This is a genomic window from Sphingomonas pollutisoli, assembly GCF_029167165.1.
Taxonomy (GTDB): Bacteria; Pseudomonadota; Alphaproteobacteria; order Sphingomonadales; family Sphingomonadaceae; genus Sphingomonas; species Sphingomonas pollutisoli.
Genome location: NZ_JARFNJ010000019.1, coordinates 21,236 through 45,049, shown reverse-complemented (window position 1 = coordinate 45,049; position 23,814 = coordinate 21,236). Strand labels below are relative to the sequence as shown.

Genomic DNA, 23,814 nt, shown 5'->3' with positions numbered 1-23,814 from the left:
GTAGCGATGATGAAGAACGCATATGTGAGCTTGGCGGTGCAGACCGTCGTCAGCGGCATCATCATGTATTTCGTTATGTTCGTGATGATCGACAGTTTAGGCAGCTTCTACAACAACCTGAATATGTTCTATATGACGCTGATGATGGTCGCGCCGATGGTAGTCGCGATGATCCTCGCCATGCGCCATATGTTTCCTTCCAGGGCGGCGAACAGCGCACTAATTATCGGCTCGATCGCGGTCTTCCTCGGCAGCTACGCGCTGATCCGGACGCAGACGACGATCGGAGACCGGGCGTTCACGCGGTCGATGATTCCGCATCACTCGGGCGCGATCCTGATGTGCCAAGAGGCGTCGCTCCGTGATCCCGAGTTGAAAGCGCTATGCGGCGAAATCATCAAGGGGCAGCGCCGCGAGATCGATCAGATGAAGGCCATTCTTCCCCGGCTTTGAACCGAAGCGCGACTGATAGGACAAGCCACCCAACGATTATCGCTTCGGCGGATGAGGGGGGCGCGCTTCCGGCGCGTAGAAAATTGACACGACCCGAGGAGATCGAGCTGCGTATTGTACCCGTGCTGGCGACCCTTGCCTTGCTCGCTACCCCGGCCCTAGCCCAGCAGGCGGGGCATCAGGGCATGAACCATCAAGGCATGGATCATTCCAAGATGATGCAGCCAACCGCGGCCAACCCCTACGGCCCGGCCGAGATGGACATGCACCAGAAGATGATGGCGGCGAAGGGAGCCGATGCCGGCGAGACGTGGATTCGCAAGATGATCGAGCATCACCGCGGTGCGGTCGCGATGTCGCAGATCGCGCTTCGCAGTTCCCAGAATGCAGAGGTCCGGGGCGAGGCGCAGAAAGCCATCACAAGCCAGAACCGCGAAATCGCGACCCTGAATGCGATGCTCCGCAAAATGGGCAAGCCTGCTCAATAACCGCATGGTCCCGCTCCAATCGGACGGGACCGCCAACGATGCTTCGACCAAGATCTGTATGCGCTACCTGATCGCCGCGCTGGCGCTGGGCGTTCGTCGGACGACCTTGGCGGCGACGTGACGGTGAAGGCCGAGCGGGGGACACGCCAGTTCGCGACCGGCGACCGCATCATGTTCCTTCGCAACGAACGGGGCATGGGGGTCAAGAACGGCACGCTCGCCCGATCGAGCGGGTATCGCCCGAGGGCATGGCGGTGCGCCTCGATGACGGGCGCGGTGTCGCGTTCGACACCAAGGATTATGCCCATGTCGATCATGGCTATGCCGCCACCATCCATAAATCGCAGGGGGTGACGGTCGATCGCGCCCCTGTCCTCGCCACCCCCGGCATGGACCGGCACAGCGCCTATGTCGGCATGTCGCGGCATCGCGACGACGTGCATCTCCATTACGGCCGCGCGACTTCGCCGACCAGCGCCAGCTCGTCCGCGCCCTGTCGCGCGACCGGGGCAAGGGACATGGCGGGCGACCATGCCCGGCCCGAGCAGGACCAGGCCCGCGCGTTCGACCGGTTGCGTGCCGCGATAGAAGGTCAGGACCGTGAGCTGGCATTGCTACGCCGTGCCGTGGAGGGCTTGGCGGCCGAGCGCGCCGCGCGATCAACGTGCCCGACTACAGCAAGGCGCTTGGCGTGCTTCAGCAGGGCGTGGACACGGCGACCGGCCGCATCGACCATGTTGTCCATATTCTTTCCAAAGCCCCGGTCATGGCGATGACGCCCAAGCAGATGGCGCAGCGCATCGCGGCGTGAACGCTCGGCCTACCACGTTGGGAAGCAGGGCAGCGCCTAATGCAGAGCGCCAGCCCGACCGCGTTCCGTGGGATCGTCGCGGCCGACAGAATCGTGACGGTTAATCGCGAAGCGATTGAAAGGTGCGTAGAAGCTGCTGCGAAAGCCCGTGAGACGGTGCGATGCACCGTCAAGGTCGCGCCCGCCCCATAAAGTAACAACGCGGACTTTTGAGGCTTCAGCCGGTGTCATGACCGTTTCAGGCCGGTGCACTTATGATCGCGAGGCGGGCGCGTGCGGATCAACGCACAATCCTTTTACGCGCCCGCCCCGAAAGCCCTCAGGCAAAATAGGGCTCTCTATTGCGTCACCGCGAAGCCGGCCTTCTCTATGGCCCGCTTGAGTTGCTGTACATCGGCCGTCGAGCTTACCGAAACGGTCTTGCTCGCCAAGTCGACGTTGACGACGGCCTTGGCATCGACGCGCTGAAGCGCGCTGGTCACACCGCGCGCACAGCCTCCGCAGGTCATTCCCTGAACTTTGAAATCGATCATCTTCGTTCTTCCATGAGGTGGATGAAGCAGATGTGGGGTTTGACACTGTGTCAGGGTCAAGGGGTGTATTTAGCTGTTGACCTTGACACGATGTGAGGGACGATAAGGCCATCGACTCAGTAGTGGAGACGACCATGAGCGCCCCGGCGCAGCTGCCAATGCAGACACAGGCGAGAAGCGAAGACAGGCTGTCGCTGGCCATCGATGGCATGACCTGCGCGACGTGTGTCGGGCGGGTGGAGCGCGCCATCGCCGGGGTGCCGGGCGTCGCCGGCGTCTCGGTCAATCTCGCGACGGAGCGCGCGAACGTCGAGTTCGTCGATGGACGATCCGATGTCGCTGCCGTAGCCGATGCGGTTCTTGCGGCGGGCTACACCCCGTTGACGCAAACGACCGAGTTGACGATCACGGGCATGACCTGCGCCTCATGTGTCGGCCGGGTCGAGAAGGCGCTGCTGAAAGTGCCCGGCGTCCGCTCCGCGAGTGTCAACCTGGCAGCCGAGACGGCGCGGATCGAAACGGTGGGTGGCGTCCCCACTTATGTCTTGGTCGAGGCCGTCGAAAGCGCTGGTTACACCGCATTCGCGCGCACCGGATCGGCGGAGGCGGAACGAAGCGCCGAGGACGCCCGCCGCGACGCAGCCGCAACAAGAGAGCTCCGCCACGTGCTGATCGCCGCGGCGCTGTCGCTGCCGCTGGTCGTTCCGATGCTGCTGGCCCCGTTCGGTATCGAGGTGGCGGTGCCGGGCTGGATCCAGCTGCTGCTCGCGACGCCCGTGCAGTTCTGGCTGGGCGCGCGCTTCTATCGCGCGGGTTGGAAGGCCGCGCGCGCCCGAACCGGCAACATGGACCTGTTGGTCGCGATCGGCACATCGGCCGCCTACGGGCTCAGCCTCTACCAGCTGCTGTTCGCGCCGATGCACGGCATGGATGCGCATTATTACTTCGAGGCTTCGGCCGTCGTCATCACCCTTATCCTGCTCGGCAAATGGCTCGAAGGCCGCGCCAAGCGTCAGACCGGAGAGGCGATCCGCGCGCTGATGGCGCTGCGGCCCGACCAGGCTCGCGTTGTCGGCACCGACGGCAGCGAACGAGAGATTGCCCTGGCGGAGGTGCGCTCGGGTGACCGCGTCCGCGTCCGGCCCGGCGAGCGCATCCCCGTCGATGGACGACTGATCGAGGGAGCAACCCATGTCGATGAATCCATGCTCACCGGAGAGAGCCTTCCGGTCGCCAAGGCCGCTGGAGACCCAGTGACCGGCGGATCGATCAACGCGGACGGCCTCATCCTGGTCGAGACGACGGCGGTGGGGGCTGAGACCACCCTCGCTCGCATCGTGCGCCTTGTCGAAAGCGCGCAGGGCGCCAAGGCTCCGATCCAGCGGCTCGTCGACAAGGTCAGCGCCGTGTTCGTGCCAATCGTCCTCGTCATAGCCGCGCTGACCCTCGCCGGCTGGCTGATCGCCGGCGCCGGAGTGGAAGTCGCGATCCTGAACGCGGTCGCGGTGCTCGTCATCGCCTGTCCGTGCGCGCTCGGCCTGGCCACGCCGACCGCGATCATGGCCGGCACGGGCGTTGCCGCGCGGGCCGGTGTCCTCATCAAGGACGCGGAGGCGCTGGAGACCGCGCACCGCATCAACATCGTCGCGTTCGACAAGACCGGCACGCTGACCGAGGGCAAGCCCTCGCTGCTGGCCGCACTGCCGGCCGAGGGGGCCGAACGCGCCGAGCTGATCGCGCTCGCCGCGGCGCTTCAGGCTGGAAGCGAGCATCCGCTCGCCCGGGCCGTCTTGGCGTGGGCCAGCTCGGAAGGCGTCGAACCCGCCCGCGCCAACGGGATGCGCGGCCTGCCCGGCCGCGGGGTTGCTGCAGACGTCAACGGCCGCAACCTGATCCTCGGCAGCACGCGCTTGATGGACGACGAAGCTATCGTGATGACACCGCTGGCGAGTGAGGCGGCCAGGCTGGAAGCCGAGGGACGGACGGTCTCCTGGGTCGCGGAACGCGCGCCCGAACGCCGCCTTCTCGGCCTTCTGGCGTTCGGCGACGAGGTCAAGGCTTCCGCCGCTGCTGCCGTGGCGGCGCTGCATGGCCGTGGCATACGCAGCGTGATGCTGACCGGAGACAATGCGGGAAGCGCCCGCGCAGCGGCGGCCAAGCTCGGCATCGACGATTTCGTTGCCAATGTCCTGCCGGAAGGAAAGTCGGATGCGGTAGCAGCATTGCGGGGCGGGGACCGCACGGTCGCGATGGTCGGGGACGGCGTCAACGACGCCCCTGCCCTCGCTGCAGCAGATGTCGGCATCGCCATGTCAACCGGAACAGACGTTGCGATGCACGCAGCGGGCATCACGCTGATGCGGGGCGATCCGCGCCTGGTCGCGGACGCGATCGACATCTCCAAACGGACATATTCCAAGATCCGCCAGGGGCTGTTCTGGGCGTTCATCTACAACCTGGTCGGCATCCCGCTGGCAGCGTTCGGGTATCTAAGCCCGGTGATCGCCGGCGCGGCGATGGCGCTGTCGAGTGTCAGCGTCGTCGCCAATGCTCTGACGCTTCGCCGTTGGCGTCCGACAGCGGCTTGAGGAGGCGATACGTGAATATAGGACAGGCGGCCAAAGCTTCGGGCGTCAGCCAGCGGATGATCCGCCATTATGAGGCGATCGGCCTCATTCCGAAGGCCACGCGGCGTGATTCCGGCTACCGCGACTATGACGAACGCGAAGTCCACATGTTGCGCTTCATCGGCCGCGCACGCGATCTGGGCTTTCCAATTTCGGAGATCGGCCAGCTCGTCGCGCTGTGGCAGGACGGCGATCGGGCGAGTGGTGAGGTCAAGGCCCTCGCGCTTGCACGAGCCGCGGAGATGGAGCGCAAGGAGCACGAGCTCCGAGCGATGCGCAAGTCGCTCGAAGATCTGGCGCGTCGCTGCGCGGGCGGAGATCGACCGGATTGCCCGATCCTGGACGATCTTGCGATCGGAGTGGAACATGTGAGTCTGCGTTGCGTTAAAGAAAAGGGTTGACCTTGGACCATGGTCCGAGCCGCAAGGACGGTGAAGTCCCGACCCCGGCGAGGGAAAGCGCCAAGAACCGCGTATATACAAGGGGAGGGGGGCGCATATGGAAGGAAAGACAATGCATCAGATCGATCCCGAGATGAAGGCGTGCATCGACGCCTGCCATGAATGCCACATCACCTGCCTTCACATGGCGATGAATCACTGCCTGGAGGCGGGCGGGCGACACGCCGAGCCTCAGCACATGAAGCTGATGCTGGACTGTGCTCAGATTTGCAGTGTCGCGATCGACTTCATGGCGCGCAAGTCCGAGCACCACCGGCATATCTGCCGCGAGTGCGCCGAGATTTGCCGGGCGTGCGCGTCGAGCTGCGAAGGGCTGGACGGCATGGAGGATTGCGTCGCCGCGTGTCGCAAGTGCGCCGACGCTTGCGACAAGATGGCCGCGTAAATGGCCCGAGGGCGGCGCTTTCCCCGCCGCCCTCCCGTTACATTGCGAGCCAAGGCGCGTGAGACGGTGCGATGCACGGTCAGGGTTGGCAGCAACGCTTTAGAGAGGGGCGTCACCTGCCCTGCCGCTAGGCTAGCGGCCCGCCCGTCCGCGGCTTGGCGCGGCGGTTCCAGGCGAACCCGATCATGATCGCGGCAAGCATCAGGAGTTGTGCCAGCACCGACTGAAATGTCGGGAACAGGCCCAACATCGAGATACGTGGCACGCTGGCGAGCGGCGCTATGTCGATGATCCCCGCCTCTTGGAGAGCAGCGACTCCCTTACCGGCCAGCACGACCGTCAGAGCGGCCATCAGCCATGAGCTGTAGCGGAAGAACTGCGTAATCGGCAGCGTCCGGCTGTAGCGGAGCATTGCCCAGGCGATGACGGCGAGAAGGCTGATCGCTGCGCCGGCCCCGGCCAGCAGCATCGCGGTGTTCCCCTGTGTCGAGAGCGCGGCGTAGAAAAGGATCGTCTCGAATACCTCCCGATAGACAACCAGGAATGCGAGCCCGAACAGGAACCATCCCGACCCGCCCGATAGCGCCCGTGACATTTTCTCGCGGATATAGCGTTGCCATTGATCAGCTTGTGCCTTGCCGTGCATCCAGATTCCGACCGAGAGCAGGACCACGGCCGCGAACAGCGAGCCGAACCCTTCCGTCAGTTCCCGGCTCGCGCCGCTTATACCGATCGCATAGGTGGCAACCGCCCAGGTAATCCCGCCGGCGACGAGCGCGCCGACCCAGCCACCATGCACATAGCGCATGGCTTCCGGCCGCTCCGCTTTGCGGAGGAACGCAATCATGGCCACCACGATCAAGAGAGCTTCCAGCCCTTCGCGCAGCAGGATCGTGAAGGCTCCCAAGAAGGTGGACGCCTGCGTCGCGGCGTCGGGCGCGAGCGCGGCCTCGGCATCATCGAACAGGCCGCCCAGCACTGCCACTCGTTCGGTCACGTCATCGGCTGACGTGCTGCTCTCCACAGCGGCGCGATATTCTCCCATCGCGCCTTCGATCCGGGACATGAGGTTCGGGTCGCGCGCCGAGAGCGTCGGTTCGATCGGCTCGAACCCGTCGAGGTAGGCGGACAGCGCCAGTTCCTTTGCAGCGCGCCGGTCGCCGCGCTGGAACGCGGCGAGGCTTTGCGCAAGCTTGGCGCGCGCCACGGCGAGCGGGCTTGGGGCTTGTTGCATCACCTGATCGGGGTGGCGACGCAGATAGGCGAGCACCGCGTCGGCTTTCACCTGCCCGATGCTGCCCGCAAGCGCGGCGGGGGTGAGCGCGACCAGGGTTTTCAGGTCGGGAATTCGTGCCCGCAAGCTCGCGTCCGACTTCCACAGCCGCTCACCCTCGACCGCTTGTGCGTCGGTGGAGGCGAAGCTGCCGGAGCGGAACGCGAGCGCCCAGCGCTGATCGCTAGACAGATCGACGAAGCTCTGCATCGCGGTTCCGTCGATGCCTTGGCTTATCACCTGATAGAGCGCGAACACGCTGCGCTGGCGCGCTCGCTCGGCATCAGTAAAGGCGATCGGTGGCGGGTCGAGCTTGGCGGCGTCGGGACCGTGCCCGTTGCCTGTCATGCCGTGGCAGGACGCGCAGGATTGTCGAAAAACCGCTCCTGCTGTGGAGATGTCCGGTGTCTTGTCCGGGGCGAGCGGAACCGGATAGGCCTTGAGCAGATCGGCGGCGAGCCCGTAGGCGAGCGCCGCGACCTGTTGGGCCGAGCCCTTGCGGGCAATCACGCCTTGGAGCTGCGAAGCCCGTTGGATCAGGGATTGCCGCTCAGGTGTCGCAGGGAGCGCGCGCAGGCGGGTGGACACGCCTGCGGCGAACTCCGTCATCTCCGCGTATTCGGACGCACTTGTGACCGCGCCGTTGGCGACCGCACCGCCATAATCGACCGCCATATAATCGAGCAGACGCCAAGCGGTTTGCACGTCGCCGGGATCGGCCGTCGCCGCAGCGGGAATCAACAGCAGCATAAGCGACGCGACCAGCGCGAGTGCAGGCTTAATCAGCGCGACCCGAAGTGACGGCATATGGGTGATCGTCTCCAAGCTTTACTCGTCGCGCACTATGCGAACAGCTCTCATTAGCAGTATTGGGCGGAGGGCGCGATCACCAAGGCAGCCGATGATGAACATCGCCGCGTCAACGGGCGATCGTCGCCGGCGACAGATCGTGACCGTGAACCGGTCCCGATTGAACGACGCAAGAAAGCGGCGACGAAGGCACGCGAGACGGTGCGATGCGCGATCAAGGTCCGCAATGGAGCCAGCAGTGATCGAGGATACTTTCAGATCACGTACTTGTCCCAGCCTGCATAATGCTCGGCGCTGCGCTTCCCCCTTGGAAAGCTGAGGCCGACGAGCGCAATGCCCGCTACGACCGAGGCCACGGCACCAAGGTGACCAACGCCGTCCAGGAGGAAAGGCGCGGCCACGAGCCAGGCTCCGAACGCGACATTGATCAGCCGCAGCACGCGGGCAACCTCCGCTGTGGCGATGATCGCGACCGTGATGACCAGCGCACCCACAACGTGATCGCTGTTCGCCATCCCGCCTTCCGTGCCGAACAATACCCGGGTGAGCATCAGCAGGACGCCGATGACGATGCTCGCAGTCAGCGTCCATGGCAGGGTCAGACCCTTCTTCGCGTCCGCCCAGAAGGTGCTTGGCGAGGCCATCGCGTCCGAGGTGTCCTCTCCGCCGGCCGCGATCGCGTCGCCTTGGAAGAAGGTGCGGATCAGCGGTTTGCCTTGCCGGCGCGCCCAGAGAAGGAACTGACCCATCGCAATCACCTCGTCGAGCGCGAACGGGATCATGATCAGCATGGCGAGCGCGGCGATCAGCGCCAGCGTGCTCCACGTGCCGATGACGATCGGCTGGCTGATGATGAAGTAGATGCTGACGACGCCGAGCGGGATGACCAGAATGCCGAAGAAGGTCACCATCCACGGCATGGTCCGCCAGCGGTCGCGGGTGCCCATTACCGCCATCAGGATCTCGAGGACATAGCTGACCGTGCCGAGCCCACCATCGGGAATCGGCCAGGCCTTGGACATGTCCGAGGTGATGATCTCCTCGGTGCCGTTGCGTGGATCGCTCAGGGAGCCGGCGAAAAACGGCTCCCAAACGCCGTCAATATGCCCCAGTTGGTAGGCGGTGAGGATGCGCGAGGTGAGAAGGCCGATCAGACCCATGGCGACGATCGGCAGCCGCTGTGCGTCGGTGGATGGCGAATAGGTCCAGCCGGGCGGGATGTTCTTGGGGTCCATCATGCCCGCCATGCTCATGCCCGGCATCATCGGCACGAGCACCGACAGGGCGATCACGGCCGAGCCGATGAGCAGGTTGTTGTTGTACTGAGCGGCGCTCGGGCTCCAGAAGATCAGCGGGGCGAAGAACAGCCAGATGCCGACGAACGCCACCGCCCACTGCGCCCATGTCTTGGTGCGCGGAACGAGCGACAGCGCGCCGAACAGCACGATGGCGAGGCCGCTGACGACATCGCTGATGGCCAGCGCGTTCGCCCGCCACTCAATCGACGGCAACCCGCGATCAATCGTTACGAAGCGCGCGGCCTCGCCGACGCTCTGCGTGGTCACGGAGTCGTATATGAGCGGGCTGGAGGCGAGCCACAGCCCAAGACCGATGTTCGCGTAAAGAGCCCAGCGCGCACGGCGCTCGTCCCGGTCCATTATGGCCATGTGATCGCCGTGTGCACCGTGACCGGTCATCGCCATGTCCGCCGCGCCAGGTCGGTGCCCCATGGCAGCATGGTCCATGCTGCTATGGTCCGCAGCCCCGTGATCCATGTCGGCCATTCCACCGCCTGCCGCTGCGGGTTGTTGGCCCGGCGCTACAGGTTCGGCCTTTAGCTTATCGTGCCAGGCAACCAGATTCTCGTTAAGCTTGTTGTTCCGATACCAGGCCCGCGGGTGGCGCTTCAGCGCGGCGACGATCGTCGGCAGCGTGTCCCGGAGGCGATGCTTCGGTTCCCAACCGAGCAGCAAGCGGGCGCGTGAAATATCGAGGATATAGTGGTCGTTGCTGCTGTCGATCATCCAGGGCTGGATGAAGTCGTCGCTGCCGAGCGCTTCGTTCTGCAGGATGATCCCGGCTTTCGCGAGCGGCTGCGGAATCCGGATCGTCTTCCAGCCCTCGCCGTGGAGCGCCTCGCCGACGATGTCCTGGATCTCGGCATAGCCGGGTGCGTCGGGCTCGCCGATGAGCAGCGGCAGTTCTGACGGCAGTTCGTGCCGCCGATCGACCAGACGCAGCACGGCGTCAGCCAAGTCGTCGCGGTGCACCGATGACTGCGCCGCACACAGCATGCCGGGATAAAAATGCGAAATCAGGCGGTGCTCGTAAATCTGCGATATCTGCTGCGCGAGAAAAGCCGAGCGTCCGTCGTCGTCGTAAACTCCGGCGGCGCGCATATAAACGACGGGGATGTTTCCGTGGCGCTCATGCAGCAATGTCTCGGCGTCGACCTTGGACTGCGGATAGGCCCAGGACGCGCCGATCGGCGAGTCCTCGTTGATGCGCTCGTCGGGTGTGGGGGTCGGCTTATGAACGAGCATCGTGCTGGCGAAGACGAATTGTCCGACTTCGAACGATTGCAGCCCGTCAATCAGCCGGCGGGTGCCCTGCACGGTGACCTTGTCGTAGAGCGGATTGGGGTCACCCGTGATATCATAATAGGCGGCGAGGTGGATCACCGAGGCGATGCGGTTGCCGTACCGTGCGCGCACCTCGTCAAGCGCAACTCGGACCGCTTCGTCTGACCCGAGGTCTATGTCGATCGCCGCCGCGGGCGGCGGTGGGTCGGGAGGGCCGGCGCGATCAAGGCCGACGACCGTGTAGCGCTCGCCGAGCTGGGCAATCAGCGCTGCGGCGATAAAACCGCTCGCACCCGTGATGAGGACGACTTCGCCACCCTGGCCGCTGCCGGCTTCACTGCGTTTGCCATCGGTCATGACTTTGCCACCCTTGTTCATTCATCTCTGAAAACACTGACAGGCCCACCCGGACCAACCCTCTCGCACGCCCAGCTTTGCAGCGCGACGCGGCCTTCCCGCAAGCGCCTGTGGGCGACTTAGGGCGTCGGACACGTAAGCTCAGTCCAAGCGGGGGGTGTCTTGGGAGGCGAGGGTTAAGCCGCGTAAGTGGGTAAAAGAAGGTGGAAGGCCTGAGCGGCGCTTGCGTGGACGGTTGGTCCATAGCGCTTACATGCCCGACGCGGGTGGCGCGAGGGTGCCTAGCCATGCCACGAGCGCCAGGATGCCGATCACGCAGGCTGTCTCGACCGCAAGGCTGGCCCGCAGCGCCGTAAGCGCCCCGCCATGGTCGTTCATGGCAATCGAGCGCTCGAAGGCCGGCGTGAGGCGGAAACGATTGAGTGAAGCGAGCCCCAGCATCGCTGCGAACAAGACCAGTTTGGCGAGCAGCAGCAGGCCGTAGAGTGTCGTCCCCAAGGCCGTGAAATTGGTCGGCCCGACGAGCAGCCAACTATTGATCAAACCAGTTACCACCAGGGTAACAACAACGAGCGTACCAACGGAGCCAAACCCGTGCAGGGCGCGATGGGTCAGCCGAAGGTGCGCAGCATCGATCTCCTCGGCGCGCCGCGCCATCAGGAGAAGCAATCCGAACAGCGCCCCGACCCACAGACCGGCAGCAAGGAGATGGAGGATGTCCGCAGTGAGGTGAAGCCATCCCGTGCTTCCCTCGCTCGCGGCACCATGCCCGTTCCACGCGAGTGTCGCCAATGCCGCGGCTGCCGCAATCATGGCCATAGCCAGCCATGATGCTCTGCCTCGCGCCAGCAGGGCTGCACCGCCGGCGATGACGAGCGCCACCATACGCACCTTCCAGGCGGTGCCAACCGCCGACCCTCCGAGCAGCGCGGCCGCAGCAGCCTGATCGATCGGCCAGAACGGAGATCCGGCCATCGCCGAGGCCATGAGGATCAGGCCAGCGGCCGAGAGAAGCAACCCGAGCGCCGCGCTTGCCGTGAGCCAAGGCCGCAGCGCGATTGCATCATCGCGCTCGCCAAGGCGAAGGCCGTAGAGGCTGAAGGCCGACAGGCCGAACAGCGCCGCCAGGACCAGGTACAACGCCAAGCGGATGGCGACGGTCGGCCAGTCGAGCATTCGCTCACTTCACCGTGAAATTGTAGCTGCCGGTGATTTTATGTGTGTCGCCAGAGACGACCTGCCAGTCGACGCTGTAGCGTCCACGCGGGAGACGCTGCTTCGGGGTGATGGTGAGCGTCCGGCCATCGGCGCCGACTGCGGCGCTGCTGGGCATTTTCATGGCCGCCATGCCAGGCATCGCGGCCATGGTAAGGTCGGCCTTGGAGAAAGCCGGCACGAGCTTCTCGCTGAACTGGAGGCTGATCTTCTCGGGGGTCGCGACCGCCGCGTTGGCAGCGGGACTGGCGGACACCAGCTTCGGATGCGCGTTCGCCACGCCGCCTACGAAGAACAGGGCGGCGGCGGCAGTCGTGATGAACAAGCGGCGCATTTAGGTAATCTCCATTTCAATTGGGCTCACCTGTATTACGCAGCTGGACGGGTCACCCCTCACGATCTTTTTTCGTGCCGACGCACCGCTCTCGATGAGGGGTCGGCGGTGGCAGCGCGTATTCAGAAGGGAGCATGGAGCGCTTTTTCACTGCGTCTCCCCTTAAACCAACTGTGGCCGAGGGCCTGATAGGCGCATGCGCGGGGTAATGATGAGGTTGCGGTTGACCGATCAGGGCTGGACTGGAGATCCTGAGGAGGTCATCGACTGTCTGATAGTGGGCGGTGGTCCAGCGGGCCTCATGACCGCGATCTATCTGTCGCGGTTTCTCAGGAGCTGCGTCGTCTACGATGCGGCGGCAGGGCGCGCCGCGTCCATCCCGCGCTCGCACAACCTGCCAGGATTTCCCGGCGGCATTTCCGGCGTCACGTTTCTTGCCCGTTTGCAGGCTCAGCTGCGCGAATATGGCGGTACGGTCCAGAGAGGTGAGATTGACGCAATCGTCGCGTCAGGCGACCACTTCTCGGCAAGCTGCGAACTGAACGTCCTGTATGCGCGGACCGTTGTCCTTGCGACGGGCGTCGTCAACCGGCGTCCCGAGATGCCTGATGCGATGCATGACATCGGCGTGGCGCGTGGGCTTCTCCGCTATTGCCCGATCTGCGATGGTTATGAGGCCCGGCGCATGAACGTGGCGGTGCTCGGCGGCGATGGTCATGGTGCTGAAGAAGCCGAATTCCTGAGGGCTTATGGGGCCAAGGTCACGCTTCTGGCCGAACGCTCGCTCGATCTTGGGCCGACCGAACTTGCCAAGCTGGACCAGCAGGGCATTGATGTCGCCCCCTCGCCTGTCGGGCAGTTGCGTCTTGGCGAGTGTGTCGAGGTGAGGCTGGCCAATGGCCTGGAGCTACAATTCGACACGCTTTACCCCGCACTCGGCTCATCACCTCGGACGCGGCTTGCCTCTTTGCTCGGAGCACAGCTCAGCGAATCCGGGTGCGTGCTAACCAATGCCCACCAACAAACCTCGGTTAAGGGTCTCTACGCAGTCGGCGACGTCGTGGAAGGGCTCGATCAGATCAGCGTCGCAGCCGGACAAGCGGCGATCGCTGCGACCGCAATTCATAACCTGTTGCGCGACCGCGACAGTGGATTGTCATCCGCCCTCGCCGGGCTGTATTCCGCTCGGAGCGTACCGCCGACGTAGCGGGAGCCACTGGCGGTGCGACGAGCGAACACCGCCAACAAAGCGCTGATCGCCGGCTCGCTTGTCATCTTCTTCGGCTGCTTCGCGCTTATTCGTATCCACACGACGATCGGCGACACGGCCTTTCTCCGTTCGATGATCCCGTACCACGATCCCGTGGCTCGCGCGCGAGTGCATCGAGACAGTGTGCTATTATCAGGGTCGGGGTTCCTCGACACGCCCGAGCGGAGCCGGGATCGCTGGCGGCATCCTACGGCACGAAGGTCGGCGCTGCCGCATTCTCCTTCGAACCGCGCCAACACGCGAGCGGCTACTAAGCGTCGGGCCCCTCAGAACGCCAAGTGGTTTATTCCGCCATGCATGAAGGTTCCGCCGAGGAACCCCTGAATTGAGATCGCGAGCGTCATCAGGCCAAGCACCACCCAATACAACGACCGCGACCGCTCGGGACCCTTGCGGTGGCGGGCTGCCATCCAAGCCAGCACGACGCCGAAGACCGCGATCGATGTTCCGAGCCAGCGATGCGTCATCAGGATAGGGTTGCGGTCGGTCAGGTAGAACCCGCCTGCGAACCAGCCCAGGAACGCCGCTGCGATCGCTCCCAGCGCGCCGACCACCAGCATTATGTGTGCGACATGCTGATAGTCCCGGTTGCGGCGCCATAACCCGAACAGCTCTAACCCGAACGCGCCGATGAACATGGCGATGGGAAAATGAATGACCATGGTGTGCAGCCGGCCCAGCCAGCTCACAAGCCGTTCGCCGAAACTCTTGTTCTTGTTGGCGGTCTCCTCGTGCATGCCGCCCATGTCCATGTCGTCGCCGGCGATGTCGCGGCCACCCATGTTCATGTCCACAGTCGACATAGAGCCCATGCCCATGTGGCCGTCGCCAGCGTCCGCCCCATCTGCTTTCTGCGTCTCGGCTGCGCTGTTAGCGACCGGCCCGGGACCCGCCCCGAGCGCATTGTGATCTTCGTGCGCCGATGCCGACGTGCTGACTGATATTGCAACCGCAAGAAGTATAGCGAAGGTCCCGACTCGTTTGCCGCCCATCACCTGACCCCTTGATCCGTGTTCATCCATTCCCGTTTACGCACGCCCGGCCTTCTCCCCTCACCCGCCCATTAGCTCTTTCCGTGAGACTTTTCGTCTGCTTCGACGCGAACTGGATGGAGGAGTCACGCTGGCAGCGGCAGGCGCGTCCTGCCGGCCCTAACCAGAAAAATCGCCGATCAGCTGCCGTGGCGGGCGAACAAGCGGCGTCCGCCGGTGCCGAAGGCGACCACGTCATAGGCCTGCGCCTTGACGCCCGGCACTTCCATTCCCGGCGAGCCGAGCGGCATACCGCCGACCGCCAGGCCCCGCACGCCCTTGGGCCGGGTCGCAAGAGCCCGCTTCATGTCGGCGATCGGCACGTGGCCCTCGAAAGCCATGCCATCGGCGATCGCGGTGTGGCAGGACGAGAGGTCCGCGGGAACGCCCGCGCGCTTCTGCAGCGCCGGGCGGTTAGAATCATCGACGACGCGCACCTGCCGGCCGAGCTGCTGCTGCACCTGCGCCGCCCACTTGGCGCAACAGCCGCAGCCGGGGTCGCGGTGCATAACGATCGGGGTAGCCGCGCTGGCGGCAACCGGAACCAACAAGGCTGCGGCAGTAAGCGCAAATCGCAACGCTGACTTCATGGAAGAATCTCCTTGGTCATTCCTCCCGTTGCTCGCTGGGGGCGGGAGGAATGAGGCTTATTACTGAGGACGCTTGCCCATCGACCGGAGCATCGCCTGGAGTTCACCGATGCTCTTGTTCTGCTCGGCAATCGATTTCTGAGCCATTTGCCGGGTCTTCGCATCGGGCGACTCCCGGAGAACGATCTGCGACATGGCGATCGCACCGCGGTGATGCTCGATCATCTTGCGGACCCACGTCTCGCTCGCATTAGCGCCCTTGGCCTTCATCATCTTTTCATGCATCGCCATTTCGGCGGGCATGAAGGGCGTGTTCATGCCAGGCATGTTGTCGTGGTTCATGCCTTGCATTTTCGAGTGGTCCATGCCCTGCTGAGCCAAAGCGGGGCTCGCCGACATCGCGGCCAGAGCCAGAAGCGTTACTGCCTTGAACATCGATTTCTCCTTCTTGGCCTTGGCCAACGCAACAAGACTAGTTGGCCTTAGAACCATGTGCGAATGCCCAGAACGAGGCTGGTCGACGCCGCGCCCTGGCCTTCGGCGCGCGCGAAGCGGGCTGTGTCCCCGAAGCTGCGGTCGTACGATATGCCCACATAGGGCGCGAACTCGCGCCTGATCTCGTAGCGGAGACGCAGACCGAGTTCGGCCGTGGAAAGGCCTGAGCCGATGCCGATTTCCGGCACGTCCTGCGCGGCGAAGTTGAGTTCGGCGCGTGGCTGAAGAACCAGCCGCTGCGTGATCCGCTGATCGTAATAACCTTCCAGGCGCCCCAGCAGGTCGCCCTTGTTGGACAGGAACAGTGCGCCCTCGACATCGAAGAAGCCGGGTGCCAGCGTTTCGAAGCCGACCGACGCATAGACGCGCGAGGGGTTGGGCTTGAAATCGTAGCGGACGCCAAGCTGTATATCGGTGTATGGGCCAATGGCGCGCGAATAAAGCGCCTGTACCTCCGCCGCTTCCAGACTTCCCCCGATATTCCCTTCGCCCTCGGTCTTGAGCACCAGCCGGTTGATATCACCCCCATACCAGGCACTGCCGTCCCACCGGTAACCATCGCGACCGTCCCGGATCTGGACTTCAGCCAGATTGAATATGACCTGGGAGAAATTCTGCCCGCCGTGCATCGACCGCAGATGCTGCTGCGAATGCGCCATAGCAGCGGCAGAGTAGACCTGGTCCGCGGCCCGATCGGTCGGGATGGGCGGCGGCGGAGCGGTGCCGGCCTGAAGGTTGGTGCCGATCATCGCCGCGCCCGTGGCTGAGGGCATGCTTCCCATGCCGTGTCCCGGCATGCCTTGCATCGCGCCCGAACTTTGGCCCATTCCCGGCATCGATCCATGGTCCATGCCTTGCATAGCACCTGGCTCAGCGGGGTTGGCGCCGCCGGACGCACCTGGCATCGCGGACATGTCGTGCCCCGAACTGGCATCAGGTTTGGCTTCAGGCATATTCATACCGGGCATGGCGGACATGTCATGACCGGCGTGAGGATCAGCAACAGCCGGTCCACCGACCGGAGGCTTGGCGGACCGACTTGCGGCAGGCTTGGCCCCCGATCCCGCCTTCGCGCGCGGTGTCGACCTGGCGGCAGGCTTCGCGGACTCCTTGTGCACGGCGGGCTTGGTCGCTGAGGGCTTCTTGGCGGCAGGCTTTTTTACCGCTGGCGCCTTTGGCGGCGGCATCTTCATGCCGGGCATGTTGGAATGGTCCATCTGCGCGGCCGCCGGCGTTGCGAGGCCAAGCGCCGCGCCGCCGGCGATCAGGAGGAACTTAGGCTGCATCGCGATTCTCCTCGCCCATCGGGCGAACCGTCACGACACGCATCATCCCCGCGGTCATGTGATAGAGATTGTGGCAGTGGAACGCCCAGTCGCCGGGCGCATCGGCCGTTACGTCGAATGTCATCTTACCGCCTGGCGCCACATTCACAGTGTGCTTGCGAGGCCCAAAGTCGCCATGTCCGGTCACCAACTCGAAGAAGTGGCCGTGCAAATGGATGGGGTGCGGCATCATCGTGTCATTGACCAGGGTAACGCGCGCGCGCTCGTCCTTGCGGAACGGGATGGGGTCGGCAGGGTCGCTCATCTTCTGGCCGTCAAAGCCCCACATGTAGCGCTCCATATTGCCCGTGAGGTGGATCTCCAACTGACGCGACGGGGCGCGAACGTCCGGGTTGCGGTCCAGCGCGACAAGGTCGCGATAGGTGAGCACGCGATGATCCGCATCCTCCAGCCCCTGCGGCGGCTCGCCCGTGCGGTCCTTCGGCATCGGCGAGATGGTCTGCACTCCCGGCCCCATCTTGACGCCGGGCGCGTTCTTGGGGTTGCGCATGTTCATGTCCATGCTGCCGCCTGACCCATGATCCATCCCGGCCATGCCGCCGCTGCTCATCTGACCATGGTCCATGCCCGCCATCCCGGCAGCGCCCGCCGCCATTTGGCTATGGTCCATCCCAGGCATAGCGCCGCTCATCTGGTCGCCCCCCATCCCAGCCATGCCGGCCATCGCAGCGCCTATCGCCTTCGTTCCGTGATCGGTGGGCTCTTTCCACCCGGTGAGCTTCCACAGGTTGCGCGAGGCATTCTGCATCAACGTGGGATCCGGCCCGCGCTTTGCGACCGGGTTCTCGTCCGCCATACCGGACATCCCCTCCATCCCGCTCATGTCCATGCCCATGTCGGTCATGGTCAGCAACGTGCGCGGGCGGAGCGGCGGGACCGGGGCGATCATGCCCTCGCGCGGGGCCAGTGTCGCGCGCCCCATGCCGGATCGGTCGATCGCCTCGGAAACGAAGCTGTAGGCGCGGTCCTCGGGCGTCACGATCACGTCGAAGGTTTCCGCGACGCCGATCTGGAATTCGTCCACGGTTACCGGCCGGACGTTCTGGCCGTCGGCCTGCACCACCGTCATCGGCAAGTCAGGGATGCGCACATTGAAGTTGGTTTGCGCCGCAGCATTGACGATGCGCAGCCGAACCCGCTCGCCCGGTCGGAAGAGGCCCGTCCAGTTGTCGTAAGGGCCAAAGCCATTGACGAGGAAGGTGTAGGTCGACCCCGTAACATCCGCAATATCGGCCGGGTCCATGCGCATCTTGCCCCATTCCATCCGATCCTTGAGGCGCATCTCGCGGCCGGCGAGCAGCCCGCTCAGCGTCGGGCGCTGATAGTTGAAATAGGCGCCGCCCATCTGCTTGAGCTTGCGGAAAATTTCCTCGCCCGTCATTTCGCTATGGTCGGAGAGGACGATCACATGCTCGCGGTCGAACGCGATCGGGTCGGCACCGGCCGGATCAATCACGATGGGTCCGTAGAGCCCTGCCTGCTCCTGTTCGCCCGAATGGCTGTGATACCAGTAGGTGCCCGACTGCAAGATAGGGAATTCGTATACGAAGGTCGAACGCGCCTTGATGCCAGGGAAGCTGATGCCGGGCACGCCGTCCATTTGGAACGGCAGAATGAGCCCGTGCCAGTGAATCGAGCTATCCTCGTCGAGATTGTTGGTCACTGCGAGACGGACGTTCTGGCCCTCCTGGAGGCGGACGAGCGGTGCGGGCACGGTGCCGTTGACGCCGATTGCCGGCGTCGTGATCCCGTCCATGACGAGCTTCATCCTGTCGATCGTCAGCGCGATGTTTGTGCCCGACACGGTCGGCAGGGGCCTGGCGATGCCGCGCGACACAGGTTGCGCCCAAGCCGGCAGGTAGGCCGACATGGCCAGCGTGCCGCCAAGCATGGCGGTTCCGCGCATTACGTCGCGCCGGTTTAGATTGCGGCTCATGCCTTTCCTTCGCTCCAGTTCAATGCTTGCGGCCGGCGGCGGGGGGGGGGGGAGGGCCGCCGACCTTACCTTTCACTACGCGCGAACCGGCCCATCCCCTCACACTAAGTCGAGATTTTTCGACAATCTTTCACGCGCGCGCCGGAGTCGCATCTCCACGGCCTTGCCGCTGATCCCCAGCGCGGCCGCGGTCTCCCCCTGGGACAAGCCCTCCACGGTCCGCAGCAAAAGCGTCTCCTTGAGCGTGGCCGGCAGCTCGGACACCGCGCGCGAAAGCCGCGCAAGCTCTGCGCGATCGAAGGTTACCGCGTCGGCACCTGGCGCCTCGTCCCGCCCACTCTCCATGGTCTCGGGCGGCAGCGAAGAGGCGAACGATAGTATCTGGCGTATGCGCCGCCGCCTGTGCCAGTCGCGGCTCTTGTTGATCGCCACGCGGGTCAGCCACGCAGCGAGCGGTCGCTCTCCGTCATACTTTCGCAAGTTCTGAAAGGCGGCCACGAAGCATTCCTGAGTGAGGTCAAGCGCCTCTTCGGCGTCGCCGATATGCGAGCGGATCAGGCGGTAGACCGGTTTTTGGTGCCGCCGCATGATCTCAGCGAACGCAGCCTGACGTCCGCCGAGCGTCAAGGCGGCGAGTTCGCCGTCCGTGCAGGCCGCGAGATCGAGGCTCACCGCGCGTCTGCGGTCAGCGCCTTCACCACCGCGCGGTCGAACGCCGTCGTCTGATCCGGCCGCAGGATCTGCCGCATCGCGAACATATGGTTCAACGTCTCCTTTTGGAGCTCACCCATCGCGCCGTGCGAACGATCGACGGCCGCCGCGACCTGCGGCCCGTTACCATGTTCGGCCTCGATGGCGGCGGCGAGCCGGGCGTTGTCGGCTCTGAGCTCCAGCTCCAAGGCACGCCTTCGAACGGCGAAGTGAGACTCCAGCGCCTGGAGCTTAGTCCGTTGAGCTTCGTCTAGCTCGAGCCCGTCGTGGAGCAAGCTGTGAAGCTCAACGCCCGGGCTTGGCGGGGACGGGAACAACTCACGTCCAGCCCAAACGCCTGCGACCGCCGCCACGAACGCGATGATGGCGATCAGCATCGCCCTCCGGGCGCCGCTCGTCACTGGAACGCGAGCAAGGTCGAAGGCGCTAGCGGCATGGCAGGCCCGAAGGGTGTTAGCGTCGGCACCTGCGCAGTCGCCGCTGTGGACGACAATCCGCCGCCCACCACTCCCAAGGCGACTGCGCCTAGCGCTGCCAGTATGCCGGACCGCAACGTCACTCCCGCGCCCGCGCGCCGCTCCGCCGTAATCAACCGCATGACCTCGCCTTCCAGTTCAGCGAGCCGGGGATGAAGCGGTTGTTCGCCAAGGCGGCGCAACGCGCTGTCTAAATCCATGTCCATGGTCATTCCTCCGCCGTCCTCACATCCATTACGCACGGCCGGCGAACACCCCTCCAATCTGAAGTGAACGAATGCCACACGCCCCTCGGCGCGACTGCGCACTCTTCCATTGCGTCCAATCGCTCGCAGCTGGCTACGCAGCCGACAATCCACGCGTCCCGCTGTTCAAATTCCTTGGCAACTCTGTTTGCAGGCCGAGCGCGCCACTGAGCGGACGCCGCGGCGTTAGAAATAGAGGAGCCGGGCGACACCGGTCGGCACGGCTCTTCCGCTGTTTACAAATGAATGTGCTATCTCTTGGAAACCCTCGATTGCGGGAGGATCGCGCCGATCGCGCCCGAAGCGTGTTGTCGGTTTTCAAAGTCGATGTCAGCTATATGTCAGAGACGATGACAGCCACGACGTTACGGCTCATTCTGCGGCGTTGAGTGCGGGCGTGGTGGGTGCCTCGGTTTTGAGTGCAGCGAGTTCGCGGTAGAGAGTGGATCGGCCAAGCCCAAGCTGCTTCGCCGCCTGCGCCGGACGCACGCCGGCCTCGACCCACATTCCCCAAGTAAATCGCTGATTTTGCTGTCAGGATCTCAATATTTCCGATATAAATCATGGTGTTGATGGCCGTGAGGGGCGCGTTTGATGGGTCACCCAGAGGGTGCGGGTTCGAAGCGGGCAGATCGGGTCGAGTTCGACCGCCGGGTGCATGTGGAGTTCCGAGGTGCGCAGCTCAGTTCCGACGGCGGCCTGCTGGTGATGCGCGAGCTGGATGACGCGCTCGGGCTGTCCGATCTGGCGGCAAAAGCATTGCGCGACACCCGGCGCGGCAAGAACACGGTCCACCGGCTTGACGGGTTGTTCCGGCAATCGGTGTTCGGGCGACTGGCCGGATACGAGGATGTGAACGACGCCGACCGCCTGGCCCTCGATCCGGTGATGCGCCAGGTCGTGGGTGGAAGGGCTGTCGATGCGCAAGCGGCCTCGGCCTCGCAGATGGGACGGTTCGAGACCGAGACACTGGCACAGCCCGAGAACCGTGCCGCGCTGGCCGACCTGAATGGCCAATGGATCGACCGGTTCCATGACCGTAACGGGCTGAAGTACATCGTTCTGGACATGGACAGTTCGGTCAGCCCCACCCATGGCGATCAGGAGGGCGCGGCCTGGAACGGGCATTTCGACTGCACCTGCTATCACCCGAACTTTTTGTTCAACCAGTTCGGCATGCTGGAGCGCTGCGCCTTGCGCCATGGCAACGTCCACAGCGCCGATGGCTGGCGGGACGTTCTCGACCCCGTCATCGCCCGCTACGCGGAGCGCGACCTTTGCGGCCGGTTCTTCCGGGCTGACGCCGCCTACGCGATCCCCGCGATCTATGAGCGGCTGGAAGAAGCCCGATTCTTCTACGCCATCCGGCTGCCTGCGAACAACGTCCTGCGCGAGAAGATCGCGCATCGGCTGACGCGCCCTGTCGGGCGACCTTCGCTGACCAAGGTCAAGCGCTTCTACGAAGACTTCGAGTATCAGGCGGCATCCTGGGACAAGGAACGCCGGGTGATCGCCAAGATCGAATGGCATCCGGGCGAACTGTTCCCGCGTGTCGGCTTCATCGTCACCAACCTGCCGATGGAGCCCGACTGGGTGGTGCGGTTCTATAACCAGCGCGGCACCGCCGAGCAGCACATCAAGGAAGGTAAATATGCCTTCCACTGGACGCGGCTGTCATGCCGGAAGTTCCGCGACAATGAGGTGCGACTGCAACTGCATGCGCTGGCCTACAACCTGGCCATCTTCTTGCGCTGCATCGAGTTGCCCGAGACGATGGCCGACTGGTCGTTGACCAGCCTGCAACTGAAGCTGATCAAGATCGGGGCACGTGTCGTCCGCCATGCCCGCGCCATCACCTTCCAGCTGGCCGAGGTGGCCGTCACCGGTCCGATGGTCCGCGCCATCCTCGCCGCCATCCGCCGATTGCGAGCGCCTCCGCTATGCGCATGACCGCCATCCACGCCCAAACTGAACGAAAACGGCAGGATGGGTCTGTCCGCTGCGCTGAAAAACACCGCCACCAGGGCACAACACGGCGGCTTCGCGGGCCGATCTGCCCTGTCTCAGCGCCTTGCGCGCCCGACGACGCCGCTCGGGACGGAAAATGATTGTCCTGCGGTCGGATTCAGGCGAAACTCACGTCAGACGGCATGCCACTTGGGGAATGTATGGTAAAGCAGGATGGCGTTGGTCAGCACCAGGCCGCCCTCGGTGGCTTCGAACTGCGTCGAGACGGTCATACCGTCTTCCCGAGGGATCAGCATTCGGAATGCGTATTCCAGACCGTCGGCATCAGGCCGTCGATGAAACCGGACATCTGCACTTCGCATGAAACTGACTTCCCGAATTCTTGGTGCCCTGCGACTGCGGGCGAACTGGAAAAGCCGGGCTTGACCTTAACATGATGTCAAGGTCGATAGAAGGGTCGACTCAAAGCGAAGAGACGCTCTCGACCATGGAGAATGGCATGGAAACCCTGGATGCCAATATGCTGCTGTTCTCGGTCAAGGGCATGACGTGCGGGTCCTGCGCGGCGCATATCGAACGCGCTGTCCGTGAAGTCCCGGGAGTGGTGGATGTGAGTGTCGACCGCCCGACGAACCAGGTCCGCATCAAGACGAGCTCCGACACCGGCCAAGCCGATATATTTGTCCGCGCCATCGCGCTTGCCGGCTATGTCGCGAAGCGGGTCGCCCCCTGACGATCATGGCGCTCCGACTGCTCTTGTCGCTGCTTGCCGCGTTCGCGCTGTTCCTGTCACCGCTTGCGGGGACAGGCGGCGCGAATGCGGCGACGCCGCACCTGACTTTCGGAAGCATCGAACAAGGCCATTGCCTGAACGCCACGAGCGCGCCCGACACGCACCGGCCGATGACCGCAATGACATGCGTCAGCGCCTGCGCACCGCTCCAGGCAATCCCCGCCGAGCCCGGCCCTCCGCGTGTGGCCGCGAAAAACGCCCCTGAATCGCGGGAACCCCGCCCGCTTGCAGGCATCCATCCCGAGGCGCGCGCGCCCCCGCCCCGCCCAGCTCCGGAAATGTGAACCCCACAATTTTCCCGGAGAAATACGATGTTGATGATTCTGACAGCAGCCGCAATGGCGGCCGCCAACCCCGCAGCCGTGGCATCGGCACAATCCGCCAGCCCCGCGCATCAGATGCATGCCGGCATGGCCGACATGAAGGGCGCCATGCCCTGCCATGCCCGGATGATGGGCAACGGCAAGACGAAGCCTCGCGGCGAGATGGACTGCTGCGACAAGAAAATGTCCGGCGAGGCCAAGGCACCGGCCGCCCCCGCCGGCAAGTAATCGTTGCGCCGGGAGCGGTACCGACACCGCTCCCGGCCTTTCCTGATCATCGAGCGCCAGTCTCACCGCCCGA

Annotated in this window: 25 protein-coding genes and 2 pseudogenes; 12 read left to right on the top strand and 15 right to left on the bottom strand. The window is 64.4% G+C overall.

What is annotated here, in order from left to right:
• Nucleotides 1-6: 6 nt before the first annotated feature.
• From PX554_RS24330 to PX554_RS24315, 4 genes and pseudogenes are all read left to right on the top strand, one after another.
• Nucleotides 7-453 carry a DUF305 domain-containing protein gene (locus PX554_RS24330; protein WP_081796470.1) on the top strand — a complete coding sequence of 149 codons (447 nt, stop codon included), beginning with the start codon at nucleotides 7-9 and terminating at the stop codon, nucleotides 451-453.
• Nucleotides 454-536: 83 nt separating this feature from the next.
• Complete coding sequence (locus tag PX554_RS24325) at nucleotides 537-941, top strand: DUF305 domain-containing protein (protein WP_007406997.1); 405 nt, start codon at nucleotides 537-539, stop codon at nucleotides 939-941.
• A gap of 90 nt (nucleotides 942-1,031) precedes the next feature.
• Nucleotides 1,032-1,498, top strand: a pseudogene (locus tag PX554_RS24320) (Ti-type conjugative transfer relaxase TraA); the annotation flags it as partial.
• 293 nt (nucleotides 1,499-1,791) lie between these two features.
• Entirely contained in the window at nucleotides 1,792-1,944 is a 153-nt protein-coding gene (locus tag PX554_RS24315; RefSeq protein ID WP_007407005.1) for a DUF6118 family protein, read from the top strand.
• Nucleotides 1,945-2,090: 146 nt separating this feature from the next.
• On the opposite strand, the gene PX554_RS24310 is transcribed toward PX554_RS24315, so the two are convergent.
• Nucleotides 2,091-2,285: a heavy-metal-associated domain-containing protein gene (locus PX554_RS24310; RefSeq protein ID WP_066706735.1), complete on the bottom strand. Its 195-nt coding sequence runs from the start codon at nucleotides 2,283-2,285 to the stop codon at nucleotides 2,091-2,093.
• Between the two features lie 134 nt (nucleotides 2,286-2,419).
• Between PX554_RS24310 and PX554_RS24305 the strand changes: the two genes are divergently transcribed.
• The 3 genes from PX554_RS24305 to PX554_RS24295 all read left to right on the top strand — a co-directional run bounded on the left by PX554_RS24305 (nucleotide 2,420) and on the right by PX554_RS24295 (nucleotide 5,758).
• Nucleotides 2,420-4,873 carry a heavy metal translocating P-type ATPase gene (locus tag PX554_RS24305; RefSeq protein ID WP_269430554.1) on the top strand — a complete coding sequence of 818 codons (2,454 nt, stop codon included), beginning with the start codon at nucleotides 2,420-2,422 and terminating at the stop codon, nucleotides 4,871-4,873.
• 11 nt (nucleotides 4,874-4,884) lie between these two features.
• Nucleotides 4,885-5,313 (top strand): Cu(I)-responsive transcriptional regulator, encoded by a 429-nt coding sequence (gene cueR / locus PX554_RS24300; RefSeq protein WP_079247197.1) that lies wholly within the window; start codon nucleotides 4,885-4,887, stop codon nucleotides 5,311-5,313.
• Between the two features lie 112 nt (nucleotides 5,314-5,425).
• A complete protein-coding gene (locus PX554_RS24295; protein WP_066520822.1) occupies nucleotides 5,426-5,758 on the top strand; it encodes a four-helix bundle copper-binding protein in 333 nt (110 codons plus the stop codon).
• Nucleotides 5,759-5,885: 127 nt separating this feature from the next.
• Here the strand turns inward: PX554_RS24295 and PX554_RS24290 are convergent, their stop codons facing one another.
• The 4 genes from PX554_RS24290 to copC form a co-directional block, all read right to left on the bottom strand.
• The gene (locus tag PX554_RS24290; protein ID WP_046407128.1) at nucleotides 5,886-7,838 is read right to left on the bottom strand and encodes a cytochrome c/FTR1 family iron permease; all 1,953 of its coding nucleotides are present in this window, start codon (nucleotides 7,836-7,838) and stop codon (nucleotides 5,886-5,888) included.
• A 257-nt stretch (nucleotides 7,839-8,095) separates the two neighbouring features.
• Nucleotides 8,096-10,780, bottom strand: a complete 2,685-nt coding sequence (locus PX554_RS24285) for a vitamin K epoxide reductase family protein (RefSeq protein ID WP_275504773.1) — start codon at nucleotides 10,778-10,780, stop codon at nucleotides 8,096-8,098.
• A 249-nt stretch (nucleotides 10,781-11,029) separates the two neighbouring features.
• Entirely contained in the window at nucleotides 11,030-11,956 is a 927-nt protein-coding gene (gene copD / locus PX554_RS24280; protein ID WP_066778374.1) for a copper homeostasis membrane protein CopD, read from the bottom strand.
• Nucleotides 11,957-11,960: 4 nt separating this feature from the next.
• Entirely contained in the window at nucleotides 11,961-12,329 is a 369-nt protein-coding gene (gene copC / locus PX554_RS24275) for a copper homeostasis periplasmic binding protein CopC (protein WP_007407009.1), read from the bottom strand.
• 196 nt (nucleotides 12,330-12,525) lie between these two features.
• Here copC and PX554_RS24270 point away from each other — a divergent pair, with 196 nt between their 5' ends.
• The gene (locus PX554_RS24270) at nucleotides 12,526-13,536 is read left to right on the top strand and encodes an NAD(P)/FAD-dependent oxidoreductase (protein WP_306304825.1); all 1,011 of its coding nucleotides are present in this window, start codon (nucleotides 12,526-12,528) and stop codon (nucleotides 13,534-13,536) included.
• Between the two features lie 24 nt (nucleotides 13,537-13,560).
• A pseudogene (locus PX554_RS24265) lies at nucleotides 13,561-13,686 on the top strand (DUF305 domain-containing protein); the annotation flags it as partial.
• A 179-nt stretch (nucleotides 13,687-13,865) separates the two neighbouring features.
• On the opposite strand, the gene PX554_RS24260 reads toward PX554_RS24265, so the two are convergent.
• The 9 genes from PX554_RS24260 to PX554_RS24220 form a co-directional block, all read right to left on the bottom strand.
• Complete coding sequence (locus PX554_RS24260) at nucleotides 13,866-14,591, bottom strand: DUF2231 domain-containing protein (protein ID WP_275504772.1); 726 nt, start codon at nucleotides 14,589-14,591, stop codon at nucleotides 13,866-13,868.
• Between the two features lie 179 nt (nucleotides 14,592-14,770).
• Nucleotides 14,771-15,220, bottom strand: coding sequence for a DUF411 domain-containing protein (locus PX554_RS24255; RefSeq protein WP_004212951.1), 450 nt, complete (start codon nucleotides 15,218-15,220; stop codon nucleotides 14,771-14,773).
• A gap of 60 nt (nucleotides 15,221-15,280) precedes the next feature.
• Entirely contained in the window at nucleotides 15,281-15,655 is a 375-nt protein-coding gene (locus PX554_RS24250; protein WP_066486611.1) for a DUF305 domain-containing protein, read from the bottom strand.
• A gap of 47 nt (nucleotides 15,656-15,702) precedes the next feature.
• Complete coding sequence (locus tag PX554_RS24245; RefSeq protein ID WP_066486608.1) at nucleotides 15,703-17,001, bottom strand: copper resistance protein B; 1,299 nt, start codon at nucleotides 16,999-17,001, stop codon at nucleotides 15,703-15,705.
• Entirely contained in the window at nucleotides 16,991-18,997 is a 2,007-nt protein-coding gene (locus PX554_RS24240) for a copper resistance system multicopper oxidase (RefSeq protein WP_275504769.1), read from the bottom strand. The genes PX554_RS24245 and PX554_RS24240 overlap by 11 nt, the downstream gene beginning before the upstream one ends.
• A gap of 99 nt (nucleotides 18,998-19,096) precedes the next feature.
• A complete protein-coding gene (locus PX554_RS24235) occupies nucleotides 19,097-19,669 on the bottom strand; it encodes an RNA polymerase sigma factor (protein WP_046407140.1) in 573 nt (190 codons plus the stop codon).
• Nucleotides 19,666-20,085: a periplasmic heavy metal sensor gene (locus PX554_RS24230; protein ID WP_046407154.1), complete on the bottom strand. Its 420-nt coding sequence runs from the start codon at nucleotides 20,083-20,085 to the stop codon at nucleotides 19,666-19,668. The genes PX554_RS24235 and PX554_RS24230 overlap by 4 nt, the downstream gene beginning before the upstream one ends.
• Before the next feature lie 20 nt (nucleotides 20,086-20,105).
• Nucleotides 20,106-20,396 (bottom strand): hypothetical protein, encoded by a 291-nt coding sequence (locus PX554_RS24225; protein ID WP_275504768.1) that lies wholly within the window; start codon nucleotides 20,394-20,396, stop codon nucleotides 20,106-20,108.
• A gap of 405 nt (nucleotides 20,397-20,801) precedes the next feature.
• Entirely contained in the window at nucleotides 20,802-20,936 is a 135-nt protein-coding gene (locus tag PX554_RS24220) for a helix-turn-helix domain-containing protein (protein WP_205499304.1), read from the bottom strand.
• A gap of 87 nt (nucleotides 20,937-21,023) precedes the next feature.
• Here PX554_RS24220 and PX554_RS24215 point away from each other — a divergent pair, with 87 nt between their 5' ends.
• Complete coding sequence (locus PX554_RS24215) at nucleotides 21,024-22,379, top strand: IS1380-like element ISKpn23 family transposase (RefSeq protein ID WP_047867294.1); 1,356 nt, start codon at nucleotides 21,024-21,026, stop codon at nucleotides 22,377-22,379.
• Between the two features lie 191 nt (nucleotides 22,380-22,570).
• Here PX554_RS24215 and PX554_RS24210 read toward each other — a convergent pair whose 3' ends face one another.
• The gene (locus tag PX554_RS24210) at nucleotides 22,571-22,693 is read right to left on the bottom strand and encodes a hypothetical protein (RefSeq protein WP_275504767.1); all 123 of its coding nucleotides are present in this window, start codon (nucleotides 22,691-22,693) and stop codon (nucleotides 22,571-22,573) included.
• Nucleotides 22,694-22,896: 203 nt separating this feature from the next.
• Here PX554_RS24210 and PX554_RS24205 point away from each other — a divergent pair, with 203 nt between their 5' ends.
• Both PX554_RS24205 and PX554_RS24200 read left to right on the top strand, forming a co-directional pair.
• Nucleotides 22,897-23,130 carry a heavy-metal-associated domain-containing protein gene (locus tag PX554_RS24205; protein ID WP_047867295.1) on the top strand — a complete coding sequence of 78 codons (234 nt, stop codon included), beginning with the start codon at nucleotides 22,897-22,899 and terminating at the stop codon, nucleotides 23,128-23,130.
• 371 nt (nucleotides 23,131-23,501) lie between these two features.
• A complete protein-coding gene (locus tag PX554_RS24200; protein ID WP_126053110.1) occupies nucleotides 23,502-23,741 on the top strand; it encodes a hypothetical protein in 240 nt (79 codons plus the stop codon).
• Nucleotides 23,742-23,814 lie beyond the last annotated feature (73 nt).

Excerpts from the sequence above, each read along its gene's own strand:
- PX554_RS24295 (WP_066520822.1), top strand. The coding sequence starts at position 5,426 with ATGCATCAGATCGATCCCGAGATGAAGGCGTGCATCGACGCCTGCCAT.
- PX554_RS24245 (WP_066486608.1), bottom strand. The coding sequence starts at position 17,001 with ATGCAGCCTAAGTTCCTCCTGATCGCCGGCGGCGCGGCGCTTGGCCTC.
- PX554_RS24215 (WP_047867294.1), top strand. The coding sequence starts at position 21,024 with ATGGGTCACCCAGAGGGTGCGGGTTCGAAGCGGGCAGATCGGGTCGAG.
- PX554_RS24305 (WP_269430554.1), top strand. The coding sequence starts at position 2,420 with ATGAGCGCCCCGGCGCAGCTGCCAATGCAGACACAGGCGAGAAGCGAA.
- PX554_RS24315 (WP_007407005.1), top strand. The coding sequence starts at position 1,792 with ATGCAGAGCGCCAGCCCGACCGCGTTCCGTGGGATCGTCGCGGCCGAC.
- copD (WP_066778374.1), bottom strand. The coding sequence starts at position 11,956 with ATGCTCGACTGGCCGACCGTCGCCATCCGCTTGGCGTTGTACCTGGTC.
- PX554_RS24200 (WP_126053110.1), top strand. The coding sequence starts at position 23,502 with ATGTTGATGATTCTGACAGCAGCCGCAATGGCGGCCGCCAACCCCGCA.
- PX554_RS24285 (WP_275504773.1), bottom strand. The coding sequence starts at position 10,780 with ATGACCGATGGCAAACGCAGTGAAGCCGGCAGCGGCCAGGGTGGCGAA.
- copC (WP_007407009.1), bottom strand. The coding sequence starts at position 12,329 with ATGCGCCGCTTGTTCATCACGACTGCCGCCGCCGCCCTGTTCTTCGTA.
- PX554_RS24220 (WP_205499304.1), bottom strand. The coding sequence starts at position 20,936 with ATGTGGGTCGAGGCCGGCGTGCGTCCGGCGCAGGCGGCGAAGCAGCTT.
- PX554_RS24230 (WP_046407154.1), bottom strand. The coding sequence starts at position 20,085 with ATGCTGATCGCCATCATCGCGTTCGTGGCGGCGGTCGCAGGCGTTTGG.
- PX554_RS24240 (WP_275504769.1), bottom strand. The coding sequence starts at position 18,997 with ATGAGCCGCAATCTAAACCGGCGCGACGTAATGCGCGGAACCGCCATG.
- PX554_RS24210 (WP_275504767.1), bottom strand. The coding sequence starts at position 22,693 with ATGCTGATCCCTCGGGAAGACGGTATGACCGTCTCGACGCAGTTCGAA.
- PX554_RS24255 (WP_004212951.1), bottom strand. The coding sequence starts at position 15,220 with ATGAAGTCAGCGTTGCGATTTGCGCTTACTGCCGCAGCCTTGTTGGTT.
- PX554_RS24270 (WP_306304825.1), top strand. The coding sequence starts at position 12,526 with ATGCGCGGGGTAATGATGAGGTTGCGGTTGACCGATCAGGGCTGGACT.
- PX554_RS24225 (WP_275504768.1), bottom strand. The coding sequence starts at position 20,396 with ATGACCATGGACATGGATTTAGACAGCGCGTTGCGCCGCCTTGGCGAA.
- PX554_RS24260 (WP_275504772.1), bottom strand. The coding sequence starts at position 14,591 with ATGGGCGGCAAACGAGTCGGGACCTTCGCTATACTTCTTGCGGTTGCA.
- PX554_RS24205 (WP_047867295.1), top strand. The coding sequence starts at position 22,897 with ATGGAAACCCTGGATGCCAATATGCTGCTGTTCTCGGTCAAGGGCATG.
- PX554_RS24330 (WP_081796470.1), top strand. The coding sequence starts at position 7 with ATGATGAAGAACGCATATGTGAGCTTGGCGGTGCAGACCGTCGTCAGC.
- PX554_RS24310 (WP_066706735.1), bottom strand. The coding sequence starts at position 2,285 with ATGATCGATTTCAAAGTTCAGGGAATGACCTGCGGAGGCTGTGCGCGC.
- PX554_RS24250 (WP_066486611.1), bottom strand. The coding sequence starts at position 15,655 with ATGTTCAAGGCAGTAACGCTTCTGGCTCTGGCCGCGATGTCGGCGAGC.
- PX554_RS24290 (WP_046407128.1), bottom strand. The coding sequence starts at position 7,838 with ATGCCGTCACTTCGGGTCGCGCTGATTAAGCCTGCACTCGCGCTGGTC.